The organism is Chryseobacterium sp. Leaf405 (assembly GCF_001425355.1).
Lineage (GTDB): Bacteria > Bacteroidota > Bacteroidia > Flavobacteriales > Weeksellaceae > Chryseobacterium.
Map to the genome: position 1 here is coordinate 87989 of NZ_LMQN01000001.1, position 19462 is coordinate 107450.

A 19462-nucleotide genomic window follows, 5' to 3' on the forward strand; every position below is an offset into this window, starting at 1 on the left:
TCTTAACAAATATTGGACAAATATATAAAATTTATTTTAAAATAACCTTTTGTGCCCAATTAATTTAATGCAAGAATTCGACTTTGAATTAGTCATTCTATTACTAAATTCCTTATTGAAGAACGATAATTTTAAACTAATTAATACTTAGATGACACTTAGAATTTATGTCAGATCAAATTTCATAAGATCATCAAGATCTTTCAGAAATGGATTTTTCTCAATAAATTTTTCAAAAATTTTCTTTTTGGTCATTACTTCAACTTTAAGATTTTCAAAATCTCTCTTATATTCAATTTCAATAGAAAAATTGTGAACCTTTGTTTTAAAATGATTGAAAAATTCCCTGCTTATTTTATCAAACTCTGTTTTTGCAGAATCAGATGGATAGGAAACCGTAATCTGATTTTCATCTGATTTAATCATCTTAAAAGTTTTTACCGCATTGAAAACAAAAGTATCTTTTCTTTGGAGCTGTTTCAAGAATAAATTCCATTCTGTCTGCAAATCTGTATCTGTAAAATGATTTTCCGGAAGTTTTTCTGTGGCTGCAACAGTTGTTTCTTCCTCTTTAGGTTTTTCTTCTTTATTTAAAAAAGAATTGATACTAAATCCTGTAGAAATTCCCTGTCTGGATAAAGGTTTAGATGTTTTTTGAACTTCAACTTCCTGAGGCTTATTAAGTTCAACAGCCTGTTTCTGTTCAACCTTTTCAGATGTTATTTCTTTGAGTGGCTCAGCAGATTTTATTTCCTGTTTTTCACTAAGAAACGGTGCGAGTATTAAGAACTTTTTTTTTTAGCAACGTCTAAATCAGCCGTCAGAGAAGTCAATTGCATTAAAGCAATTTCAACAGTAAGTCGTGGATTTTTGGAATTTTTATAATTAATATCTGCGTGATTACAGATCTCAATGGCATCAATTAATTGCTGGGCGTTCCATTTTTGACCTTGCTCAACGAATTTGGCTTTGGTTTTCTCTCCTACCTCGATAAGTTCGATGGTTGAAGCATTCTGAGCCATCATCAAATCTCTGAAATGATTTCCTAATCCGGCTATGAATATGTGCGGATCGAAACCTTTTTTAACAATTTCATTAAAAGCAAAAAGTACTTCAGGAATTTTATTTTCTTTGGCTAAATCAACAATTTTCAGATATTGATCATAATCGAGAATATTTAAAACTTCAGCAGCTTTTGCCAACGTAATATTCTTTTGTGAAAACGTGGAGAGTCTGTCAAAAATAGACAACGCATCTCTCAACGCACCATCAGCTTTCTGAGCAATAAGATATAAAGCATCATCTTCGTATTGAATGTTCTCTTTCTGAGCGATTTTTCTGAGATGATCCTGAATATCTTCAATCACAATTCTTTTAAAATCATAAATCTGACAACGCGATAAAATTGTCGGAATGATTTTATGCTTTTCGGTTGTTGCTAAGATAAAAATAGCGTGAGCAGGAGGTTCTTCCAGTGTTTTCAGGAATGCATTGAAGGCGGCAGAAGACAGCATATGAACCTCGTCGATAATATATACTTTGTACTTACCTACCTGCGGTGCAAAACGAACCTGATCGATCAACTCTCTGATGTCATCAACAGAGTTATTGGAAGCAGCATCCAGCTCATAAATGTTATAAGCAAAACCGTCTTCTGAAACAGAGCCGTCTTTTTCGTTGATCTTTCTCGCCAAAATCCTGGCACAAGTAGTCTTACCCACTCCACGGGGACCGCAGAACAGCAATGCCTGTGCTAATTGATTTTCTTCAATAGCATGTTCTAAAGTATCCGTAATATGAGATTGTCCGACAACAGTATCAAACTGCCGCGGACGATATTTTCTTGCAGATACAATAAAATTTTCCATTGGCCAAAAGTAAGAAATATAGTTTTAATTTGAAAATGAAAACTCTCAAATTATCAATAAACTCAATTTTGGTCAATAGGAAAACTTTTTTTCATCATTATTTTTCTTCGTAAGCAAAATCGATAATTTCAGTAATAGCTTTTTCGATTTCTTTTCTACCATCTTCGCTTTTCAGATCAATACCGCAGAATACGCTGGCATTGTATGCTGTGTAAAGATTCAGATAATAAGCTCCCGAAACCAAAAGTGCAGCAATTGCACGGTATCTCGTCGATTTATCTTTGAAGTGAGGATCTACGATATTTTTAAAAAGCAACTCTCCTGCTTCTTCTCTGTCATCGGCTACTTTTTTTAGAATAGGTTTTCCTTCAGAAAGCCCCCAAAGAATAATTTTCTGAAGCTCTTTATTTCTTCTGATTTGTTCAAACTGATTAAGAATAGCAACTTTAGACATTTCCTTACCTCCGTCACTAAAATCTACATGAAGTTCTTCCTGACCTGTTCTACTCCAATAATCCTGAGATCTGATATACTCGTCTATAAGTTTTTCGGTACTTCCAAAATACTCATAAATAAGCTTTTTATCAAAGCCGGCAACAGCAGCTATCTTGCTTACTTTCAGCCCTGAATAGCCTTTTGTTCTTAAAATTTTTCCAACTGCGGCCAACAGTTTTTGTTTAGTTTTTTCTTTGTCCCTGATGGGACCTTGTACAACTTTTCTAGGCATTTGTTATTATTTTTTCGCAATATGCAATTTTTTATTGATATCCTCAAATGCATTGAGGGTTTTATCAAGATGTTGTATCTCATGTGTTGCGGTAACACTCATTCTGATACGACCATTTTTCCTTGCTACAGCAGGATACATAATAGGGTTTGTATAGACCCCTCTGTCCAGTAGCATTTTTCCTATATCTAATGTTAAATGGGGATCTCCTATTTTTACCGGCACAACCGCAGAACATGTAGTTCCGGTGTCTAATCCCAACTCATCCAATCCTTTTTTCAAGTAATTGATATTTTCCCAAAGTTTAAATCGTAAGTGCGGTTCTTCATCAATTAAATCGATTGCTCTAATAATTCCGGCAGCAGTTCCCGGAGCAATTGTCGCCGAAAATATCTGCTGACGCGATTGAAATCTGATGAAATTGATAAGATTTTTATTCGCTATTACATATCCTCCAAGATTACCAAAAGTCTTACTGAAAGTTCCCGTTATAATATCAATTTTATCTAATAAACCGGTATCTTCAATTGTTCCTCTTCCTGTTTTACCTAAAATACCTACTCCATGAACATCATCGATCATCAAATAGGCATTATATTTTTTGACTAATTTATAAATTTCTTCAATAGGCGCAGTATCCCCATCTTGAGAATAGACCCCATCTATAACGACTAGCTTTGTACGGTATTTATCTTCAGAAGTTTTTAATATATGTTCTAAAGCAGCAAGATCGTTATGAGGAAATGTTTTCCTGTTTGTCAGAATGCAACCTTCATAAACGCTGGCATGTACTGCCATATCTAAAATTGCAATATCTTCTTTCTGAAGCAAAATCTGCAAAGTGGCACTGTTTGCTGTATAACCTGTTGTAAATGTTACCGCTTCATCCCCTGTTCTTCCAAAAAACTCAGCAATTTTTGTTTCAAGTTCATTGTGGTAAGAATAATATCCACCAATAAGAGGTGTAGCTGCTGAACCTGCACCAAATTTCTCAATACCTTTAATCGCAGCCTGCTTTACCTTGGGGTGTTGCGTAAGCCCCAAATAATCACTGGTGACGAAGCTTACCATTTCTTTTGTTGCCTCTTCTTCATCACCAATATTCATCACAGAGCTACATCCCGTATTGTTCTGTAATCTGTATCGGTGACCGTTTGTTTTCATGTATTCGATGAAATCATAATAGATGTCTGCTCGGTCCATCATATCATATCCAGGGATATTTTCAAAATCCTTGAATGTCGCTGTTGAAAAGTTAATGTTCATCCTTAATTTGTTAGCTGTTAATACTAACAAATATATGATTAATTCAAAAAAATATATATTAATATTGCAATAATATTTATTATGCATGAAATATTTTTACTAAAAACTCTTAAATTGAAAACATATTCGTAATACAACTCCATTATTTCAATTAAAAAAAATAATTACATTTTTTGTGCAACCCATTAACAGTTAAATATTTATTCATTATTATGAGAAATAACTCTAATTAGGCTTGCTATCTACAACTGCTTTTACTGAATTTTTAACATTAAGTTTTATCAGTATATTCTGGCGATGTCTACTGACTGTATTAACGCTTATAGAAAGGAAATCCGCAATTTCTTTGCTGGTAAAACCCTCACCGATCAGCTTCAGAATTTCCAATTCCCTCTTGGACAGAATATTTTTATAATTTAATTTATCTTCAACAACTATATTTCCTTTTTCAGAATTAATAATTAGAAATTCAGAAGGCAAAACTTTTGACTGATCTAAAGCAATATTATATAAGCAAAGTGCAAATCTCAATTTCTTATTAAATTCAGAATAAAAATAGAACATCCGATGCTGAATAAAACGATAATTATCGTCCTTATCTTTTATTCTCATTCTTGACAAAACACTGTAATCCGCTCGCTCTTCATTTTTCAGTGATTCCAGCAGTTGAAAAAAACGCAATTCATGAATATACTTTTTAAGTTTATCGTCCGGGTGAATTTTTTTCAAAATTTCTTCTTCCCAAATTGAATCTATTACAACAGGATTTTCTGTAAACGACAAACCCAATTCAGAAATAATCCCTGAAGTGTAAACATAGCTTTTATTATGTTGCATATCACTTAAAACAGCGATAGAATTTTCAATTTTGGAATAGGTAAGAGCAATATTTTTATAGACTTCAATATCAAGTATACATTTTCCGCTCTTCTCTGAATTTATTTGAAGAAGTTGATCGTTCAGCTTTTTTACAATTTCCATGAAAAATGGTTATTTATAAGTATTGATGAAAGGTATTAGAAATTATACTTTTGCTAAAATAATCATTTACAATCAGTTTATTTCTCAATTTAAGAAAATGAAAAGAATATTTTTAAGTTTTTGTACATTTTTTCTCATTTCTAAAAACTTCGCACAGACGTTAGAAAAAATGACATGGTTTAACGAGCCTGAAAAATGGGAAATCAAAAACAACAGTTTATCGATGTTTGTTACTCCGCAAAGTGATTACTGGAGAATTTCTCATTACGGATTTACCGTTGATGATGCCCCTTTTCTATATGCGACGTATGGCGGAGAATTTGAAGCCAAAGTTAAAATCACCGGAAATTACAAAGTCAGGTTCGATCAAATGGGATTGATGCTGAGAATTGATAAAGAAAATTATATTAAAGCCGGAATTGAATTTGTTGACGGAAAATATAATCTGAGCACTGTTGTAACCCATACAACCAGCGATTGGAGCGTAATAACTTTAGACAAAATACCCTCTGCCGTCTGGATAAAAGCGGTGAGAAAACTTGATGCCGTTGAAATCTTCTATTCTTTTGATGATAAAAATTACGTAATGATGCGAAACGCTTACCTTCAGGATAATTCTCCTGTAATGGTTGGATTAATGGCGGCTTGCCCGGATGGAAACGGCTTTAATGCCGTTTTTGAAAATTTCAACGTAAAACATTTACCCGATTCACGTCGCCTGAAATGGCTTGAGAACAATAAGTAGTTGGATTACATCCAAAATACATTCTAGTTTTATTAAACCTCTCAAGTTTTTGGGAGGTTTTTTTACAAAAAAAAGGAGATCCTCATAATAAAGATCTCCTACTAACCGCTATACATCTATCTTTATTAAAAGACATTTATGTAGAATGAACTAACCGGCCATGAAAACTGATGTAAATTTATGATGATAAGTCATTAAAAAGAAATAAAAGCTGTAGAACTAAACCTACACTTATGTAGATATTATTCTACGAAACGTATAATTAAAATAGTTCAAACTATAAAAAACATTTTAATTAAAAATATTGAATAGATACCACAAAATTCACAATAATACCTTAGTATTAAAATAAAATAATGCATATTAACTGCATTTTATTACATATTTTTAATATTTTTGAAAAATATCACAGAATTGGTTAGGTTTTTGAAGTTTAAAAATTTACATAAAAAGGCTACTTTCAATAGCAATTTTATCAACCACACCCACACAAAATAGTAATATCATGAAACCTGAAAAATTTACTTCAGTACGAAAAAAATTGGTCTTCCTATTGAAGAAGTCTTTCCCTGTACCCGTCCGTTGATCTTCTGAATCATTAAATATTTCAATCTTTTTCCTTTAACTTTTAAACTTTTACGATCATGATTTTTGAAGATGAACATTCTGTATTACAGGATAAGCACAATTTGTCGTTTACTAAACACACCATTAATTTCCACGGGGATAAGTCATTTATATTAAACTCTTTACAAAAAATAAAGAATAATACAATATGCAAATTAAAGAGGAAAACAATCAATAAACTCATTAAAGAATATACCCATCACCTAAATCAGTATATCGAAAATGAAGATATTAATTCGAAACCTGAAAACTATGAGCTTTCTCCTGTGTATGCGAGACAATCTTATAATAAAGTGGTAAAAGAAGATGAGTACTTACAGAAAGTCTTAACTTTTTTAATGAATCAATAATATTCTCTCTTCCTCCAGATCGATTTTCATGAGGTGTTTTCTTATAAGATCCTCATCAAAATGTTGTTTTTTGTCATGATTTTGTTCTATAAGCCAATTACGCTGTCTGTTAAGCACGTCAAGATAAGCCAGCTTGATCTCGGAGGAAAGTTTTATATCTGATTCTTCATCCAATTTCCCTTTCCATTTTTCATGAATCTGATGTAGAAACGGACTTTTTTCTAACATTTCACTATAGTTATCAGAAAGATGCTGAAGCGTAATTTTTGCCATTTCCCGACGGATCATATCTTCTGCTTCGTCATCAGGAAGATGATCATCATATGATGGCATATCCATTTTTTTAATCAGATAAGGCAATGTAAGTCCCTGAACTAATAAAGTCGTTAAAATAACGATAAATGTTATAAATAAAATCAAGTTTCTCTGAGGAAAATCCGGACCGTCTGTATGCAATTTTACAGGAATTGATAATGCCGCCGCCAACGAAACAACGCCTCTCATTCCCGTCCAGCCTAAAAGAATAGGAGCTTTAAAGCCCGGACTTCTATTATCTGCCACGGTAATATAATTTCGGGCAATCAATGTAATAATTACAGCTCCGTAAGCAGATAAAATTCTCACAACAATAAGTACGGCGGTTACTAAAAGTCCATATCCTATTGCGGCAGAAATACTTACTCCTTCCAAACCGGAAGTAATTTCTGGAAGATCGAGACCAATGAGAATGAAAACCAATCCATTTAACACAAAAGAAAGACTTTGCCAGACATTGATCCCTCTCAAACGGGAAGATGTACTTAAAAAATTATGCCTGTTATTTGACAAAAGTAATCCTCCACTTACCACCGCCAAAACTCCGGAACTATGCACTTCTTCCGCAGCAATGTACATTAAATAAGGTGCAACAATAGTAAGAATCGTATCCATATTGGCATCTGTAGGAAGAATTTTCTGACCTTTCATAAAAAGCCAGCCAATCAACAGCCCGATTCCTACTCCACCGATTACCATCCACGAGAAACTTAATACCGCTTCATGCCAGATAAATTGTCCCGTAGCTACAGCAATCATCGCAAAACGGAAAATAATTAATGACGAAGCATCATTTAAAAGACTTTCTCCTTCCAATATAGAAGACATTCTTTTAGGTATTTTTACAAACTTTAAAATCGCTCCGGCACTTACCGCATCTGGTGGTGAAACAATTCCTCCCAATAAAAACCCTAATGCTAAAGAAAATCCAGGAATAAAATGATTCGCAACAAAAGCAACTGTAATTGCCGTCAGAAAAACTACAACAAATGCAAAACTTCCAATAATGCGGCGCCATTTCCAGAGTTCTTTCCAGGAAATCGACCAGGCAGCTTCATAAAGCAGCGGAGGAAGAAAAATAATAAATATGAGTTCAGGATCAATTCTGATCATCGGAATATTTGGAATAATGCTGATTAATAATCCTGCAACAACAAGCAACACAGGATAAGCAACCTTTATTTTGTTCGCCAGCATAATCAGCAGAACAATAGCAATAATAAGCGATAAGTAAAACGGAAAATCTTCTATCATTTGTTAAAGAGTTATAGATAAAAATGACTTTAAAATATACAGTCCAAATTACAATTTTTATAAAAAAGATTACATCATAAATATAAAAGCAATAGTTTAATTTTAATAAAACTCCATATGTATTTTATGTATATCACCAAAATTTGAGATTTAATAAAATTAACAATATTTTAAATATACCACATAAGTACCACATATTTAACTTTTTGAAATTTATTTACCAACTGATAATCAATAACTTAATAATATTTTAAAATTTTAAATTCGTTATTTGCTCACAATTTAAATAAAGTTTAAATATTATTCGCCACATAAGGCATAGTATTTGCCAACACTATTATAACAAATAATTCACCTTATTTAGTTTAATTAACATTAACACCCACAAAATATTATGAACGTTGCAGATCTAAAAATTCAAAATTTAGTAGAATACAGAAATCAGATCTTTACCATCACTGAGATTTTTCAGGATAATGACAAAGATTATTTTGTGAAAATTGAAAACGACATTCACAGTTTTTCAGTTCCTTCAAATTCTATTACTCCGATACAGATTACAGAAGAATGGCTGGAAAAATTCGGCTTTTCAAGAACTTACATTTCAGAACAGAGAATACGTTATGAAAGACCTGAAGCTTTTATCAAATATGATATTGATTTAAGTTCTAAGAAAATTGTTGAAGGCTTGAAATTATATGGAAATTCAATCAAATGTAAATACATTCACGAATTTCAGAATATTTTTTCATGTCTTTTCGGGAAATTACCATCAATGAATAACTACCAATTAGCGACCACCGAATCTTAATTATAGTATATTTTTTCAGAAAAATCCACAACTAATGGTTGTGGATTTTTCATTTATTATTAATTATTTCGTAAAAAAGAAAAATTTAGCCTGATTATTCTTCAACCAATTCTTCTTCCAAAGTTACGGGATCAACTTCTTCCTGATATTGTTCCCATTCTGCTTCAAGCTGCTTATTGACTTTCATTTCCTCTTCCAATTTCAACGTTTCACGATATTGTTTTGCTTCAGCAGCCATTGTCCATTTACAGACAATTCCCATAGCATCAATATAATTTTTAACATCATTAATTCCTAATCTGAAAAATTCTTTTCTTGGATTAATCTTATTAAGCTGACTTTTCAAGAACTTTTTGTGAAGTTGTCTTTCGAGCGCCGGTGCATCATCTGAGTAAATCATCGCATGTACATCAAACTCAAATGGAACACTCGCATCACCCAATTCACGAACACGATCAAGAGGTTCTAAACGTCTGGTCATTCCGATTTTATAAACGTCTTCACCAAAAGAACCAATGTTTGAAATAACGTAAACATTTCCTGCTTTTGTTTGCTGCGCCATAGAAATTGCACGCTGATTTTTTTCTTCAGCCAATTCCAATTTATTCTGCAATTCTTCTAACTTTTGTTGGAAAAGAAGCTTTTGTTCTTCGTTAGCTCTTGATACCTGAGATTCAGCTTTTTCAATTAATCTTTTTAATGTTAACTCTTCTTTTTCCGCATCTTTTATAGCTTTTTCAAATTCCTTTCTCGCTTTTTCTTCCTCACGAATCTGCTCTCTGATTTGTCTCTGTTCTTCCTGCTCCTGAGACCTGAGTTCCTGAGCAACAACTGCCCATTTCAATTCTTCCAGACGAGCTTCATGATAAATAGTTGAAATTCTGGCTTTACGGAATGCTTCACCATTAAAGTTCACCAATTGAAAAGCATCATCCATCTTTTGTTTAAGAATTCCATAATTGTCTTTTTTTACAGTAGATAAAATGGTTTCAATTTTTCCATTATAAGCATCAATTACAAAATCAATAGCAATATTTCTTCTGTATTCATCCATATATTCACAGATTCCGGCTTGTCGGCTTACGATCATCAACTTGTTATTCTGTCGAAGCTTTTTAAGATTTTCTCCTGCTTCTTTATGACTGAAATCTTCTGCCAAATCATCCAGTAACGTATAAATTGGAACGATGTACTCATTTCCATAACCTTCAATTACATTTTTCATCGCTTTAATTCTTTCTGCAATTTCATTGGCTTCTCTTAAACTTCGATACGCATCACCACCAATAGATTCTGCCCTATTCTCAGCATTATCGATAATTCTCTGAGATTCTCTTACCGCATTATCATATAACAATTCTACTTCTCGTGTTCTCTTTTCGGTATATTCCCTTGTCATTCTACGAGATTCTTTTGCCTGCAATTGAGCGTTATCTAACTCGAGTTGTGCTCTTTCTGTCAATTTTAAACTTTCTTTTTCGGCTTTCTTTAAAAGATATTCACATTCTACCTGAACATTAATTATATCCTGATATTTACTTAAAATATCGTTATGATTTTTAAGTTGAATATTCTTTTCATCAACAGCTCTTTTATCAATCTGAAGATTAGAAAAGTCTGTTCTCAATCTTTGAATTTTATCATTTAAAGATCTTTTATCGTTTTGATGATTTGAAATTTCGATTTTTAACTGACTGATTTCCCGATTGAGATTTGAGATTTGAGCATCTCTTTTGATAACTTCTTGTTTGATTTTGTTTGATTTGCTAAATGCGTACAGCATTAAACCTAAAAGGAGGATGATTAATACAATTTCCATGTTTAAATTTTGTTAGTTTTTTAATTATTAGCTTTTACAATAATACTGATTTTTATTGTACTCATTTTATGGTAAATCATAACTGCATAAATTCGGCTTCAAATCAAAGATTTGAAGCCGAAACTTATCTATAAATTTTATAATTAATTTATCTCTTCATATTCCCAAATTCCTGAAACGGTCAGCTGTTCCAAACCTGGTTGTTTTTCTCCGTAGCTGAATACACAGATATATTTTGATTGACAATATTGACAAGCAGTTCCAAAATAAAGAGTTGGTAAATTATTAACTGTCAGCTCCCCAAAATGTAATAGATTGTTGAATGTTTTGTAAACGATTCGGTTTTCTAATAATTCTTTTTTAGATAAAATTTTATCTTCATTATACAATTGAAAAATCGGGAAACCTGTTTCATAAGGTGTAATTCGAACTGTATTTTCGTTATCGCAATTACAACATCTGAATTGTATTGGAGTGGAATGTACAATTTCATTGTTGCTAAAATTACTTTTTACAACAGAAGCCTTTCTACCAATATTTATTTTTCTGATAATTGAATACATCTAAATATTTTACTGAATAACTGTACCTGCTAAGGTATTATATTTTCCGCTTGGACTTTTAATAATCGTTACTTTTATATATCCTTCCTGAGCTAATTTATTCCACGTTTTTTGGTAGCCAGTCAACGGGTCGATTGGAATTTTCCACATGGTTTGTACTCCGCCTCCCACTTGATTAAACCAAGGAATAACATCTGCCAATTGTCCTTTGAAAGGGAGTAAATTATTCAAGACATCAATATGGTAATAAAAATCGTACGCATTTTCGGGTTGATTTAAAGCCCTTTGGCTAAAAGTATAAGTATACCCATCAATAATCGGACTTGTAAAACTGCCTCCCAAAGTAGGAACTCCAGTTCCGCTGTAACTGCCGACTGCACCACTATATCTGTCATATTTTTGACCAGCAGTAAACGAGACATTGTCAACAATATTGTATCCTCCACTTGCCGGCGGCCATCCTCCGTTCAGATTATGATTTTTAAAAAAAGTTTCCAATTCGCTCCATTTACCCTGCTTATATAAATTAAATGCTTGATTTCTATCTGTTTGATTTACTTTTCCATTGGGATCATACGTTTTAGCAAAGTCATCGGCATTTTGATAAAACAAGGTCATCACAGGAGTTATCCTATTTTCTAAAATTTCGTCATCTGACTTACAAGCAACTGATAATAATGGAATTGCTAAAATTAAAATGTACTTAAACAAGTTTTTCATGGGTAATTTTTTATATAATTTTTTGTTTTTAAAATATTAATCAGGATTAAATGGAATAAAAAACAGCCTTTAAATCATCCATTCAAAGGCTGCTAACTAATTTAATTCTATGGTGAGACTATTGTGAAAACTGTAAAATATGATTGGTTGGCACTAACTGAAGAGTGAATTAGTAAATACATGGTTAAATTTTAGTTTGCCCTACTCTATTGGCTTTTCGGTTACGCCATAAAAAATGATGACTAGCGCTCTTTTCAGAATAACTTTAAACATCAAAAATCTAATCACAAAAGTGAATTACAGTGACAAAAATATCACTTCGTAAACGGTACAAGAAAGGCAAAAATTTCAACGATAAAATTAAAATAAAAAATTCAATTATTGGTGAGTTTTGTTAAAAAAATTGAAAATCTTCAGATATAGCAAATTGTAAAATCCATTTACTAAAAATTTCATCGACAAAAAATTTCAATAAAAAACCTTCACATCTTTCGATATGAAGGTTGGATATTTTTAATTGAATAACTCATTAACTGATTTTCAAATAATCTTTAATGATTTTCAATACGCCAAAATTATCATTAGAACAAGCTTCAAAATTTGCCGCTTTTTTTACTGAAGGATGTGCGTTTTTCATCGCATAAGAATATTTCGAATTCTCAAGCATCTGAATATCATTCATATAATCTCCGAAAGCCATTGTCTGTTGTGGCGTAATATTAAGAACTTTCTGAAGTTTTTCCAAAGCATTGCCTTTATTGATGTTCTTATTCATAATATCCAGCCAATACTGTCCAGACACTACAATTTCAAGATCATACTTTTCAAATTCTTTTAAGAAAGGATAAACGTTTAATTCAGAGCCATCAGCATGATACACTGCAATTTTAAAAATACTGTCATCAATAGCTTCTGTAAGGTCTTCCCTTCTTTCATTATCCGTATAAAATTGTGAAATATAATCTATAAAATCCTGATTATCTGTTTCAAAATATGCTTTCTTTTTTCCCGATAAAACTGCTGTAGCACCTGGAATTGTTCTTATTACAGTAATAATTTCCGCAACATATTTCTGATCTAACTGATCTGCAAAAAGTTCTTCATTTTTATAAATAACGTACCCTCCATTTTCTGCAATAAAAGCCATTTCATTTTCAATTTCACCAAAATATTTTGTGATGCCCAACATCTGTCTTCCGCTCGCAGGAACGAATAAAATATTTCTCTTTTTCAGTTCTTCATAAATTTTCGGAAATTCCGGGCTTACTTCGTGTGAAGAATTCAGGAAAGTTCCGTCCATATCGGTTACAATTAATTTAATATTTTCCATACTGTCAGTAAAAAATGAATCTATCGAGCGATTTCAAGACATAAAGCTACTGAATTCATTTTTAATTTATTGTTTTCTATTTTTATGATTTCTTAATAATAAAGGTTTAAAATTCTATTCAATAAAAAAATTAAACTCTTTTCTATATTGCGACGGGCTTTTTTTGATATACTGTTTAAACGTTTTATTAAAGTAACTAAAATTATTAAAACCCGACTCAAAGCAAACCTCTGTGATGCTCAAAGGCTTTTCAGCAAGCAGTTTCAGTGAATGTGTAATTCGATATTCATTCACAAACTGAGTAAAAGTTTTATTGGTTATTTTCTTAAAATAACGACAGAAAGACGGCACTCTCATATTCGCCAGATCAGCAATTTCTTCCAACGTAATCTGTTCCTTAAAATGATCTTTTACATAATTAAAAATCAAATTAATCCTGTCATTATCCTCAACTTGTGTCTGTAAGTAATATTTCCCTGCATTCAAAATCCGGTAATCTGACGTAGAAGCCAACGCATCTAATATTTCTATAAACTTAACAAGCTTTTCCAAAGACGAAGACTCATGCATCTCTACAATTTTTTTGCCAATAATCTTCTTTATATTTTCAGAAAACACAATTCCCGCTTTTGCTTTTTCCAAAAGGTTGGCAATTCTTTGCATTTCCGGAAGATCCCAAATATTTTTGCCCAAAAAATCTGGTTTAAACTGAATTACCATTTCATAATCGTTATTCGTATTTTCATTTGTCATTCCGCAATGTGGCAAATTGCTTCCCATCAGTACAAGATCTCCATCAGAAAAGTAGGAAATATTACTTCCAATCTGCCTTTTTCCTGAACCTCCGCAGACGAAAATCAATTCAACCTCAGGATGATAATGCCAAACGTGAGATTTAAGATTTTCATTCTGAAGAAATTTCAAACTGGTAAAGCTACTTCCAATATTAGGTTTTACCGCTTCAAAGGCAGGATGTGAATGTTTCATTTTATACCAATAAATTCATATACAAAATTAACAATAATTATTTATTTAATTACCATAAAGGTTAATATAAAACATAAATATGAAAATTGTATTGTAGATTCCATCAATTATCCGTCATACATTTGCAGTATAAATTATTGATAATAAAAACCTTATCATTATGACTAAAATATTAAAATCTACTTTTCTTGCAGGATTTCTACTAATCTCAGCAAGTTTGATGAGTAAAGACAGAGATTTTTCTCTTTCTTTCGGAAACGCAACAGCGAAAACTGTAAATTTTGAAGTACTAAATGCACAAAATATATCTCTTGTAATTTATAACGAAACTTATGGAGAAGTATTTTCGGAAAAATTGGGAATGGAAAATTCTGTATCAAAATCTTACAATTTGGAAGATTTAGCTTCAGGAACTTATTTTTTAGTCGCTGAATCTGATCAGAAAATTGAAAAATTTAAAATAAAAATCAATTCTGACAACACACTGGAAATCGAAAAGACACCTTTTGCAGAAATTAATAAACCGGAATATACAATTTCCGGAAATATGGTAAAACTTCACCTTTCAGGTTTGAAAACTGACGCCGATATTACTGTAACAGATCTTTCAGAAAATGTATATTACAGCGCAACGAAAAAAGCAGAAGACGGAGATATTAATCTGACATTTGACCTTGGTCTGAGAACAGCAGATAAATATATTATTACTGTGGAAGAAGGCGGAAACGTTTTTAACAAAATTATTGCTCTTAACTAAAAGAGATTCATTTATTTCCGTATTATATCGGAATTAAAATTTTACGTACAATCAGTATTGAGGCATCTATTTTCTTTAAATCACGGAAAATAGACTGCCTCAATTTTTTTATGATAATATCTTGCGTTGATAATTTTAAGACTTTATTCTTCTTTTTTAAAACTTACCACTTGGTATTCATCATCTGAACAGAATTTTTTACAACTCTCATCATTAAACTTATCAGGATTTTCTAAAAAAGTTTCAATGTACTTTGTACTTTCCTCTGTATTGGCAGGAACGATTAAAATGTGAAAATTATCGATTACGTTTTGATCAGCATTTTCAACTGACTCTTTTTTATGCTGGTGTGCTTCTTTATAATTCATAATCAATCAGTTATTTTTCAAAAATTAATCTTCCTTCAAATGGTTCGCTCCAAACGATAAAAATTTGTCCATCGTGTCTATGTATCTGTGCCTGAACAACTTCATATTCACCGTTTTCATTCTTTTTTTCTACAGTTAGATTTGATCCTTCACCAATTTCCTGACTGGTGTATTCTACATGATACTGTTCCTGAGTATTTTTAACAAAGTCTTCTTTACTGAAAAATTTCTGTGCCATGATATTTATTTCTTAATATAACCTGGCTAATGAATAAAGTATGCCAATTGTTGATGAAAATACTACTTGGGCATTTCAGGTGGATTAATTCTTTCTGTTTTAGTTGATAATGTTCTTAAAAATGATTCTAATTGTGAAATTTCTACATCTGTCAGTTCCAATAATCTTACCATATTTGATTTTTCGGAAGTTAACGTATTTCCTTCATGAATGGTTGTTCTGTTTTGATAAGATTCAGGATTTCCTTTGCTGTAAAAATCTATAACTTCTGTCAGCGTTTTCATAGATCCATTGTGAAACCAAGGTCCTGTTCTTGCCACTTCTCTTAAACTCGGAACACGGAATTTTCCAACATCTTCAAAGTTTTTCGTCACTAGATATCTTCCCAAATCTTCCTGCTTGGAATTCAATAAAGCGTTTCCTATATTTTCAAAACGGTTGCTGGAGAAATATCCTGAATGATGACAATTCATACATTGCGCTTTTGTACGGAAAAGATGTAATCCCATGACTTCATCGTCAGTATAAATTTCAGTTTTACCATCAATAAACTGATCAAATTTTGAGGGAGAACTTTTAACGGTCCTTTCGAAAGTTGCAATCGCTTTGGCAATTCTTTCTTTCGTCACTTTTTTATTACCAAAAGCTTTTTCAAATAAGAGTTCATAGCCTTTTATTTTAGCAATTTTTCCTGCTGCAATATCAATATGCTCACTCATTTCCCTTTCATCCTGAATAGGCATCTTTGACTGATCTTCCAGAGATTCTGCTCTTCCGTCCCAGAAAAGAGATTTGGCATATGCAACATTTAAAATAGTCATTGAATTTCTTGTTCCGATTTGTCGGTCGTGTCCGAAAGAAAACGTACGGTTATCCGTCCAGGCAAGTTCGGGATCGTGGCATGAAGCGCAGGCGATCTGATTAGATTTTGAAAGTCTTGGATCGAAAAAAAGTGTTTTTCCTAATAATTCTTTCTCTTGAGAATATTGATTATCGTTTGGAAATTGGATTTCGGGCAAATGTCCGATTTCAGAAAAAGAAGACAAGGCTTCTTGGTCGAGAATGGGTTTTGGCCAACTTAAAGAATTACCGGAAGAATACAGTTTTCTAAGATGAGCTATAAAAGAAGCTTTTTGCTCAATATCTTTGCGAACGCTGCTGTTTAAGCAGTTATTCAGAAGGGATACCGTGAGAAAGAGAATCAGCAACCAGCTTAGTACGTTCTTCATTATTCATTGAAGTTTTCGCAAAATTATGGATTCTTCTGTCGCTATCCTATTTTTCTTTTGAAGCAGAATTTAAATTTGGAATCTTTTTATCTTATTTCGAGCAAATTTTGTATTACTGTGGAATGTTGTAATGACTGACTGCAACTATAGCTCCGATTGCAGCCTTGTTTGAGCTCATTTTTCGGCGCAGCAAAGCTGCGCCGCCGAAACACCTGAAAAATAGCGAGTGCGGAAAGCGGGAAACAGATTCAAAAAAGTTTAAATAGATTTTAAAGTAAAACCCCAGCCGAAACTGAGGTTTTCATTTTTTGGAATTGTAATTAATTTTTCAAATATTTTGCTACTTTTTCTTCCAGATCTTCAAGATTAAAAGGTTTTGCAACATAATCATCTGCCTGAGCCGTTTGTGCCAATGCCACGATATCGTTATTGGCAGTCACATAGATGACAGGAATTTTTTTGAATTCTTCATGATTTTTCAAAAGCTTGGTAGCTTCTACTCCACCGATTTTAGGAATCCAATTGTCCATGAGAATTACATCCGGCTGAAACTGTGAAACACGTTCAATAATGTCGTGCGACGTTTCTGAAATTTCAACAAGATAACCGTTTTCTTCGAAAATGATCGTGATGACTTCCAAAATGGTTTTATCATCATCAAAAATCAAAATCTTCTTATTATTCATATAGGTCTAATTTATTTCTTTTTAACTTTATTTTTTACTACAACTCATTAATATATGCAGCCAAATCTTCCGGCTTTATGATAAGATTATATTCTCCGGCGTGAATAGCCTGTTTGGGCATATAATCTACTTCGGCCGTTTCGGGATCCTGAACCCAAGCTTTACCACCGTTTTTTTTAATATAATGCAGACCTTCCACTCCGTCGGCATTTGCTCCTGATAAAAGTATGCCAACCATTCTTTCACCAAAAATTTCCGCAGCAGATCTGAAAGTTACATCTATCGACGGTCGGGAATAATTCATTTTTTCTGAACTGTCAAGCGATACCCTAAATTCATCTTCAAACAAAAGGTGATAATCGGCAGGAACTAAATATACTTTATTTTTTTCTAATTCCGTTTTGTCCTCAATTTCAATCACTTCAATGCTCGAATATTGCTGCAACAACATACTTAAAATATTATTAGGTTGCGATTTACGATGGACAATAATGATAATGGTTACATTTAATTCTGTATTCAGATTTTTCATCATCTGTATAATGACCTGCAGACTTCCCGCAGAACCTCCAATGGCAACCAAATCAATTGTAGTGTTAGTTTTTCCCATCACTTAATGTCTTTAATAATGACCTATCTTTTTCCAGATCTTTTGATCATCCACCTGCTGATAATCTTTATTAATACCGGAAAATCTGAGTGTTTCTTTTGCTCCCAACGCCAGATAGCCAAAATTTTCCAGACTGTCATCAAAAAGCTTAAAAACTCTTTCCTGTAAAGGTTTATCAAAATAGATCAAAACATTTCTGCAAATAATCAATTGGAAACTGTTAAAAGACGTATCTGAAACGAGATTATGCGTTGACAGAATCAGTTTTTCCTGTAAGCTTTTATCAAATCTCACACTGTCGTAATTGGCAATATAATATTTCGAAAAATCTTCTTTTCCTCCTGAAAGCATATAATTTTCAGAATATAATTTCATCTGATGTAAGGGAAATACGCCAGCTCTTGCTGTTTCCAACACCGAGGGATTAATATCTGTGCCGTAAATCAAGGATTTATGATAAAGATTAGCTTCTTTCAATAAAATAGCAATTGAATAGGCTTCTTCACCTGTCGAGCAACCCGCCAGCCAGATTCTTATCAACGGATAAGTTCCCAATTGCGGCAAAATCTTTTCTCTTAATTCTTTGAAAAAATAAGGATCACGAAACATTTCTGTAACATTTACCGTAATTTCTTCTACAAAACGTTTTAAATAGTCAATATCATTAAGTACAGTGTAGCGTAATTCTGCAAAGCTGGTAAATTTATCAATAAGACAAATCCTGTTGATCCTTCGTTTAAAAGATGCCCTGCTGTAATCGGAAAAATCATATCCGTACAGATCGTAGACATCCTTTATAAGAATTTCAACCTCATCGTCTTTTACAATACTTGGCTCGAGCATCAGGATAATTTTTCTATGGCAGTTAATAGCTGATCTACATTGATCGGTTTTGAAATATAATCATCGGCTCCCGCTTCCAGACATTTTTCCCTGTCACCCTGCATTGCCTGCGCCGTAACCGCAATAACAGGAATTTTACTATTTCCTGAAGGCATATTTCGGATAATTTTAAGCGCTTCATAACCATCCATTTCAGGCATCATCATATCCATTAAAATAATTCCTATCTCAGGATCATTTTCTATCATAAGAATAGCTTCCTGAGCAGATGTACTGCTTTCAGTCTGATAATTGCGTGCTTTTAATGTTATTTTTAAAGCAAATATATTTCGTGGATCATCGTCCACAATTAAAACTTTTTTATTCAT

Annotated in this window: 22 protein-coding genes; 4 read left to right on the forward strand and 18 right to left on the reverse strand. The window is 32.5% G+C overall.

Going from position 1 to position 19462, the window contains the following annotated elements; genetic code table 11:
* Positions 1–165: 165 nt before the first annotated feature.
* From ASG22_RS00435 to ASG22_RS00455, 5 genes are all read right to left on the reverse strand, one after another.
* On the reverse strand, positions 166–426 hold the full coding sequence (locus ASG22_RS00435) for a hypothetical protein (RefSeq protein WP_238586825.1): 261 nt from the start codon (positions 424–426) through the stop codon (positions 166–168).
* Positions 427–782: 356 nt separating this feature from the next.
* Entirely contained in the window at positions 783–1868 is a 1086-nt protein-coding gene (gene dnaX, locus ASG22_RS00440; RefSeq protein ID WP_055978904.1) for a DNA polymerase III subunit gamma/tau, read from the reverse strand.
* A gap of 97 nt (positions 1869–1965) precedes the next feature.
* Entirely contained in the window at positions 1966–2595 is a 630-nt protein-coding gene (locus ASG22_RS00445; protein WP_055978907.1) for a TetR/AcrR family transcriptional regulator, read from the reverse strand.
* Between the two features lie 6 nt (positions 2596–2601).
* On the reverse strand, positions 2602–3861 hold the full coding sequence (locus ASG22_RS00450; RefSeq protein WP_055978910.1) for an aminotransferase class I/II-fold pyridoxal phosphate-dependent enzyme: 1260 nt from the start codon (positions 3859–3861) through the stop codon (positions 2602–2604).
* 225 nt (positions 3862–4086) lie between these two features.
* Positions 4087–4842: a response regulator transcription factor gene (locus ASG22_RS00455; protein ID WP_055978913.1), complete on the reverse strand. Its 756-nt coding sequence runs from the start codon at positions 4840–4842 to the stop codon at positions 4087–4089.
* A 97-nt stretch (positions 4843–4939) separates the two neighbouring features.
* Here ASG22_RS00455 and ASG22_RS00460 point away from each other — a divergent pair, with 97 nt between their 5' ends.
* Entirely contained in the window at positions 4940–5587 is a 648-nt protein-coding gene (locus tag ASG22_RS00460; RefSeq protein WP_055980204.1) for a DUF1349 domain-containing protein, read from the forward strand.
* A gap of 644 nt (positions 5588–6231) precedes the next feature.
* Positions 6232–6564, forward strand: a complete 333-nt coding sequence (locus ASG22_RS00465; RefSeq protein WP_055978916.1) for a hypothetical protein — start codon at positions 6232–6234, stop codon at positions 6562–6564.
* On the opposite strand, the gene ASG22_RS00470 is transcribed toward ASG22_RS00465, so the two are convergent.
* On the reverse strand, positions 6550–8133 hold the full coding sequence (locus ASG22_RS00470; RefSeq protein WP_055978919.1) for a Na+/H+ antiporter: 1584 nt from the start codon (positions 8131–8133) through the stop codon (positions 6550–6552). The genes ASG22_RS00465 and ASG22_RS00470 overlap by 15 nt on opposite strands.
* 394 nt (positions 8134–8527) lie before the next feature.
* Between ASG22_RS00470 and ASG22_RS00475 the strand changes: the two genes are divergently transcribed.
* Complete coding sequence (locus ASG22_RS00475; protein WP_055978922.1) at positions 8528–8944, forward strand: hypothetical protein; 417 nt, start codon at positions 8528–8530, stop codon at positions 8942–8944.
* A gap of 94 nt (positions 8945–9038) precedes the next feature.
* Here the strand turns inward: ASG22_RS00475 and ASG22_RS00480 are convergent, their stop codons facing one another.
* From ASG22_RS00480 to ASG22_RS00500, 5 genes are all read right to left on the reverse strand, one after another.
* Complete coding sequence (locus ASG22_RS00480; protein WP_117590767.1) at positions 9039–10763, reverse strand: DUF4041 domain-containing protein; 1725 nt, start codon at positions 10761–10763, stop codon at positions 9039–9041.
* A gap of 143 nt (positions 10764–10906) precedes the next feature.
* Positions 10907–11326 (reverse strand): hypothetical protein, encoded by a 420-nt coding sequence (locus ASG22_RS00485; protein WP_055978925.1) that lies wholly within the window; start codon positions 11324–11326, stop codon positions 10907–10909.
* A gap of 9 nt (positions 11327–11335) precedes the next feature.
* Positions 11336–12046 (reverse strand): glycohydrolase toxin TNT-related protein, encoded by a 711-nt coding sequence (locus tag ASG22_RS00490; protein ID WP_055978932.1) that lies wholly within the window; start codon positions 12044–12046, stop codon positions 11336–11338.
* Positions 12047–12575: 529 nt separating this feature from the next.
* Positions 12576–13376: a Cof-type HAD-IIB family hydrolase gene (locus ASG22_RS00495; protein ID WP_055978935.1), complete on the reverse strand. Its 801-nt coding sequence runs from the start codon at positions 13374–13376 to the stop codon at positions 12576–12578.
* A gap of 114 nt (positions 13377–13490) precedes the next feature.
* A complete protein-coding gene (locus tag ASG22_RS00500; protein ID WP_055978938.1) occupies positions 13491–14363 on the reverse strand; it encodes an AraC family transcriptional regulator in 873 nt (290 codons plus the stop codon).
* Positions 14364–14523: 160 nt separating this feature from the next.
* Here ASG22_RS00500 and ASG22_RS00505 point away from each other — a divergent pair, with 160 nt between their 5' ends.
* A complete protein-coding gene (locus tag ASG22_RS00505; RefSeq protein ID WP_055978943.1) occupies positions 14524–15120 on the forward strand; it encodes a hypothetical protein in 597 nt (198 codons plus the stop codon).
* A gap of 143 nt (positions 15121–15263) precedes the next feature.
* On the opposite strand, the gene ASG22_RS00510 is transcribed toward ASG22_RS00505, so the two are convergent.
* From ASG22_RS00510 to ASG22_RS00540, 7 genes are all read right to left on the reverse strand, one after another.
* Positions 15264–15488: a hypothetical protein gene (locus ASG22_RS00510; RefSeq protein ID WP_055978946.1), complete on the reverse strand. Its 225-nt coding sequence runs from the start codon at positions 15486–15488 to the stop codon at positions 15264–15266.
* 10 nt (positions 15489–15498) lie between these two features.
* On the reverse strand, positions 15499–15726 hold the full coding sequence (locus tag ASG22_RS00515; RefSeq protein ID WP_055978949.1) for a hypothetical protein: 228 nt from the start codon (positions 15724–15726) through the stop codon (positions 15499–15501).
* A gap of 62 nt (positions 15727–15788) precedes the next feature.
* On the reverse strand, positions 15789–16955 hold the full coding sequence (locus ASG22_RS00520; RefSeq protein ID WP_055978952.1) for a cytochrome-c peroxidase: 1167 nt from the start codon (positions 16953–16955) through the stop codon (positions 15789–15791).
* A gap of 320 nt (positions 16956–17275) precedes the next feature.
* Entirely contained in the window at positions 17276–17641 is a 366-nt protein-coding gene (locus tag ASG22_RS00525; RefSeq protein ID WP_055978954.1) for a response regulator, read from the reverse strand.
* 37 nt (positions 17642–17678) lie between these two features.
* Positions 17679–18251 (reverse strand): chemotaxis protein CheB, encoded by a 573-nt coding sequence (locus tag ASG22_RS00530; protein WP_055978957.1) that lies wholly within the window; start codon positions 18249–18251, stop codon positions 17679–17681.
* A gap of 12 nt (positions 18252–18263) precedes the next feature.
* A complete protein-coding gene (locus ASG22_RS00535; RefSeq protein WP_055978959.1) occupies positions 18264–19094 on the reverse strand; it encodes a CheR family methyltransferase in 831 nt (276 codons plus the stop codon).
* On the reverse strand, positions 19094–19462 hold the full coding sequence (locus ASG22_RS00540) for a response regulator (RefSeq protein ID WP_055978962.1): 369 nt from the start codon (positions 19460–19462) through the stop codon (positions 19094–19096). The genes ASG22_RS00535 and ASG22_RS00540 overlap by 1 nt, the downstream gene beginning before the upstream one ends.

Bases quoted from the DNA above. Each gene is read 5' to 3' on its own strand.
- ASG22_RS00445 (WP_055978907.1), bottom strand. From the start codon at position 2,595: ATGCCTAGAAAAGTTGTACAAGGTCCCATCAGGGACAAAGAAAAAACT.
- ASG22_RS00525 (WP_055978954.1), bottom strand. From the start codon at position 17,641: ATGAATAATAAGAAGATTTTGATTTTTGATGATGATAAAACCATTTTG.
- ASG22_RS00515 (WP_055978949.1), bottom strand. From the start codon at position 15,726: ATGGCACAGAAATTTTTCAGTAAAGAAGACTTTGTTAAAAATACTCAG.
- ASG22_RS00465 (WP_055978916.1), top strand. From the start codon at position 6,232: ATGATTTTTGAAGATGAACATTCTGTATTACAGGATAAGCACAATTTG.
- ASG22_RS00505 (WP_055978943.1), top strand. From the start codon at position 14,524: ATGACTAAAATATTAAAATCTACTTTTCTTGCAGGATTTCTACTAATC.
- dnaX (WP_055978904.1), bottom strand. From the start codon at position 1,868: ATGGAAAATTTTATTGTATCTGCAAGAAAATATCGTCCGCGGCAGTTT.
- ASG22_RS00535 (WP_055978959.1), bottom strand. From the start codon at position 19,094: ATGCTCGAGCCAAGTATTGTAAAAGACGATGAGGTTGAAATTCTTATA.
- ASG22_RS00450 (WP_055978910.1), bottom strand. From the start codon at position 3,861: ATGAACATTAACTTTTCAACAGCGACATTCAAGGATTTTGAAAATATC.
- ASG22_RS00510 (WP_055978946.1), bottom strand. From the start codon at position 15,488: ATGAATTATAAAGAAGCACACCAGCATAAAAAAGAGTCAGTTGAAAAT.
- ASG22_RS00460 (WP_055980204.1), top strand. From the start codon at position 4,940: ATGAAAAGAATATTTTTAAGTTTTTGTACATTTTTTCTCATTTCTAAA.
- ASG22_RS00495 (WP_055978935.1), bottom strand. From the start codon at position 13,376: ATGGAAAATATTAAATTAATTGTAACCGATATGGACGGAACTTTCCTG.
- ASG22_RS00540 (WP_055978962.1), bottom strand. From the start codon at position 19,462: ATGAATAAAAAAGTTTTAATTGTGGACGATGATCCACGAAATATATTT.
- ASG22_RS00435 (WP_238586825.1), bottom strand. From the start codon at position 426: ATGATTAAATCAGATGAAAATCAGATTACGGTTTCCTATCCATCTGAT.
- ASG22_RS00500 (WP_055978938.1), bottom strand. From the start codon at position 14,363: ATGAAACATTCACATCCTGCCTTTGAAGCGGTAAAACCTAATATTGGA.
- ASG22_RS00520 (WP_055978952.1), bottom strand. From the start codon at position 16,955: ATGAAGAACGTACTAAGCTGGTTGCTGATTCTCTTTCTCACGGTATCC.
- ASG22_RS00455 (WP_055978913.1), bottom strand. From the start codon at position 4,842: ATGGAAATTGTAAAAAAGCTGAACGATCAACTTCTTCAAATAAATTCA.
- ASG22_RS00475 (WP_055978922.1), top strand. From the start codon at position 8,528: ATGAACGTTGCAGATCTAAAAATTCAAAATTTAGTAGAATACAGAAAT.
- ASG22_RS00470 (WP_055978919.1), bottom strand. From the start codon at position 8,133: ATGATAGAAGATTTTCCGTTTTACTTATCGCTTATTATTGCTATTGTT.
- ASG22_RS00480 (WP_117590767.1), bottom strand. From the start codon at position 10,763: ATGGAAATTGTATTAATCATCCTCCTTTTAGGTTTAATGCTGTACGCA.
- ASG22_RS00490 (WP_055978932.1), bottom strand. From the start codon at position 12,046: ATGAAAAACTTGTTTAAGTACATTTTAATTTTAGCAATTCCATTATTA.
- ASG22_RS00530 (WP_055978957.1), bottom strand. From the start codon at position 18,251: ATGGGAAAAACTAACACTACAATTGATTTGGTTGCCATTGGAGGTTCT.
- ASG22_RS00485 (WP_055978925.1), bottom strand. From the start codon at position 11,326: ATGTATTCAATTATCAGAAAAATAAATATTGGTAGAAAGGCTTCTGTT.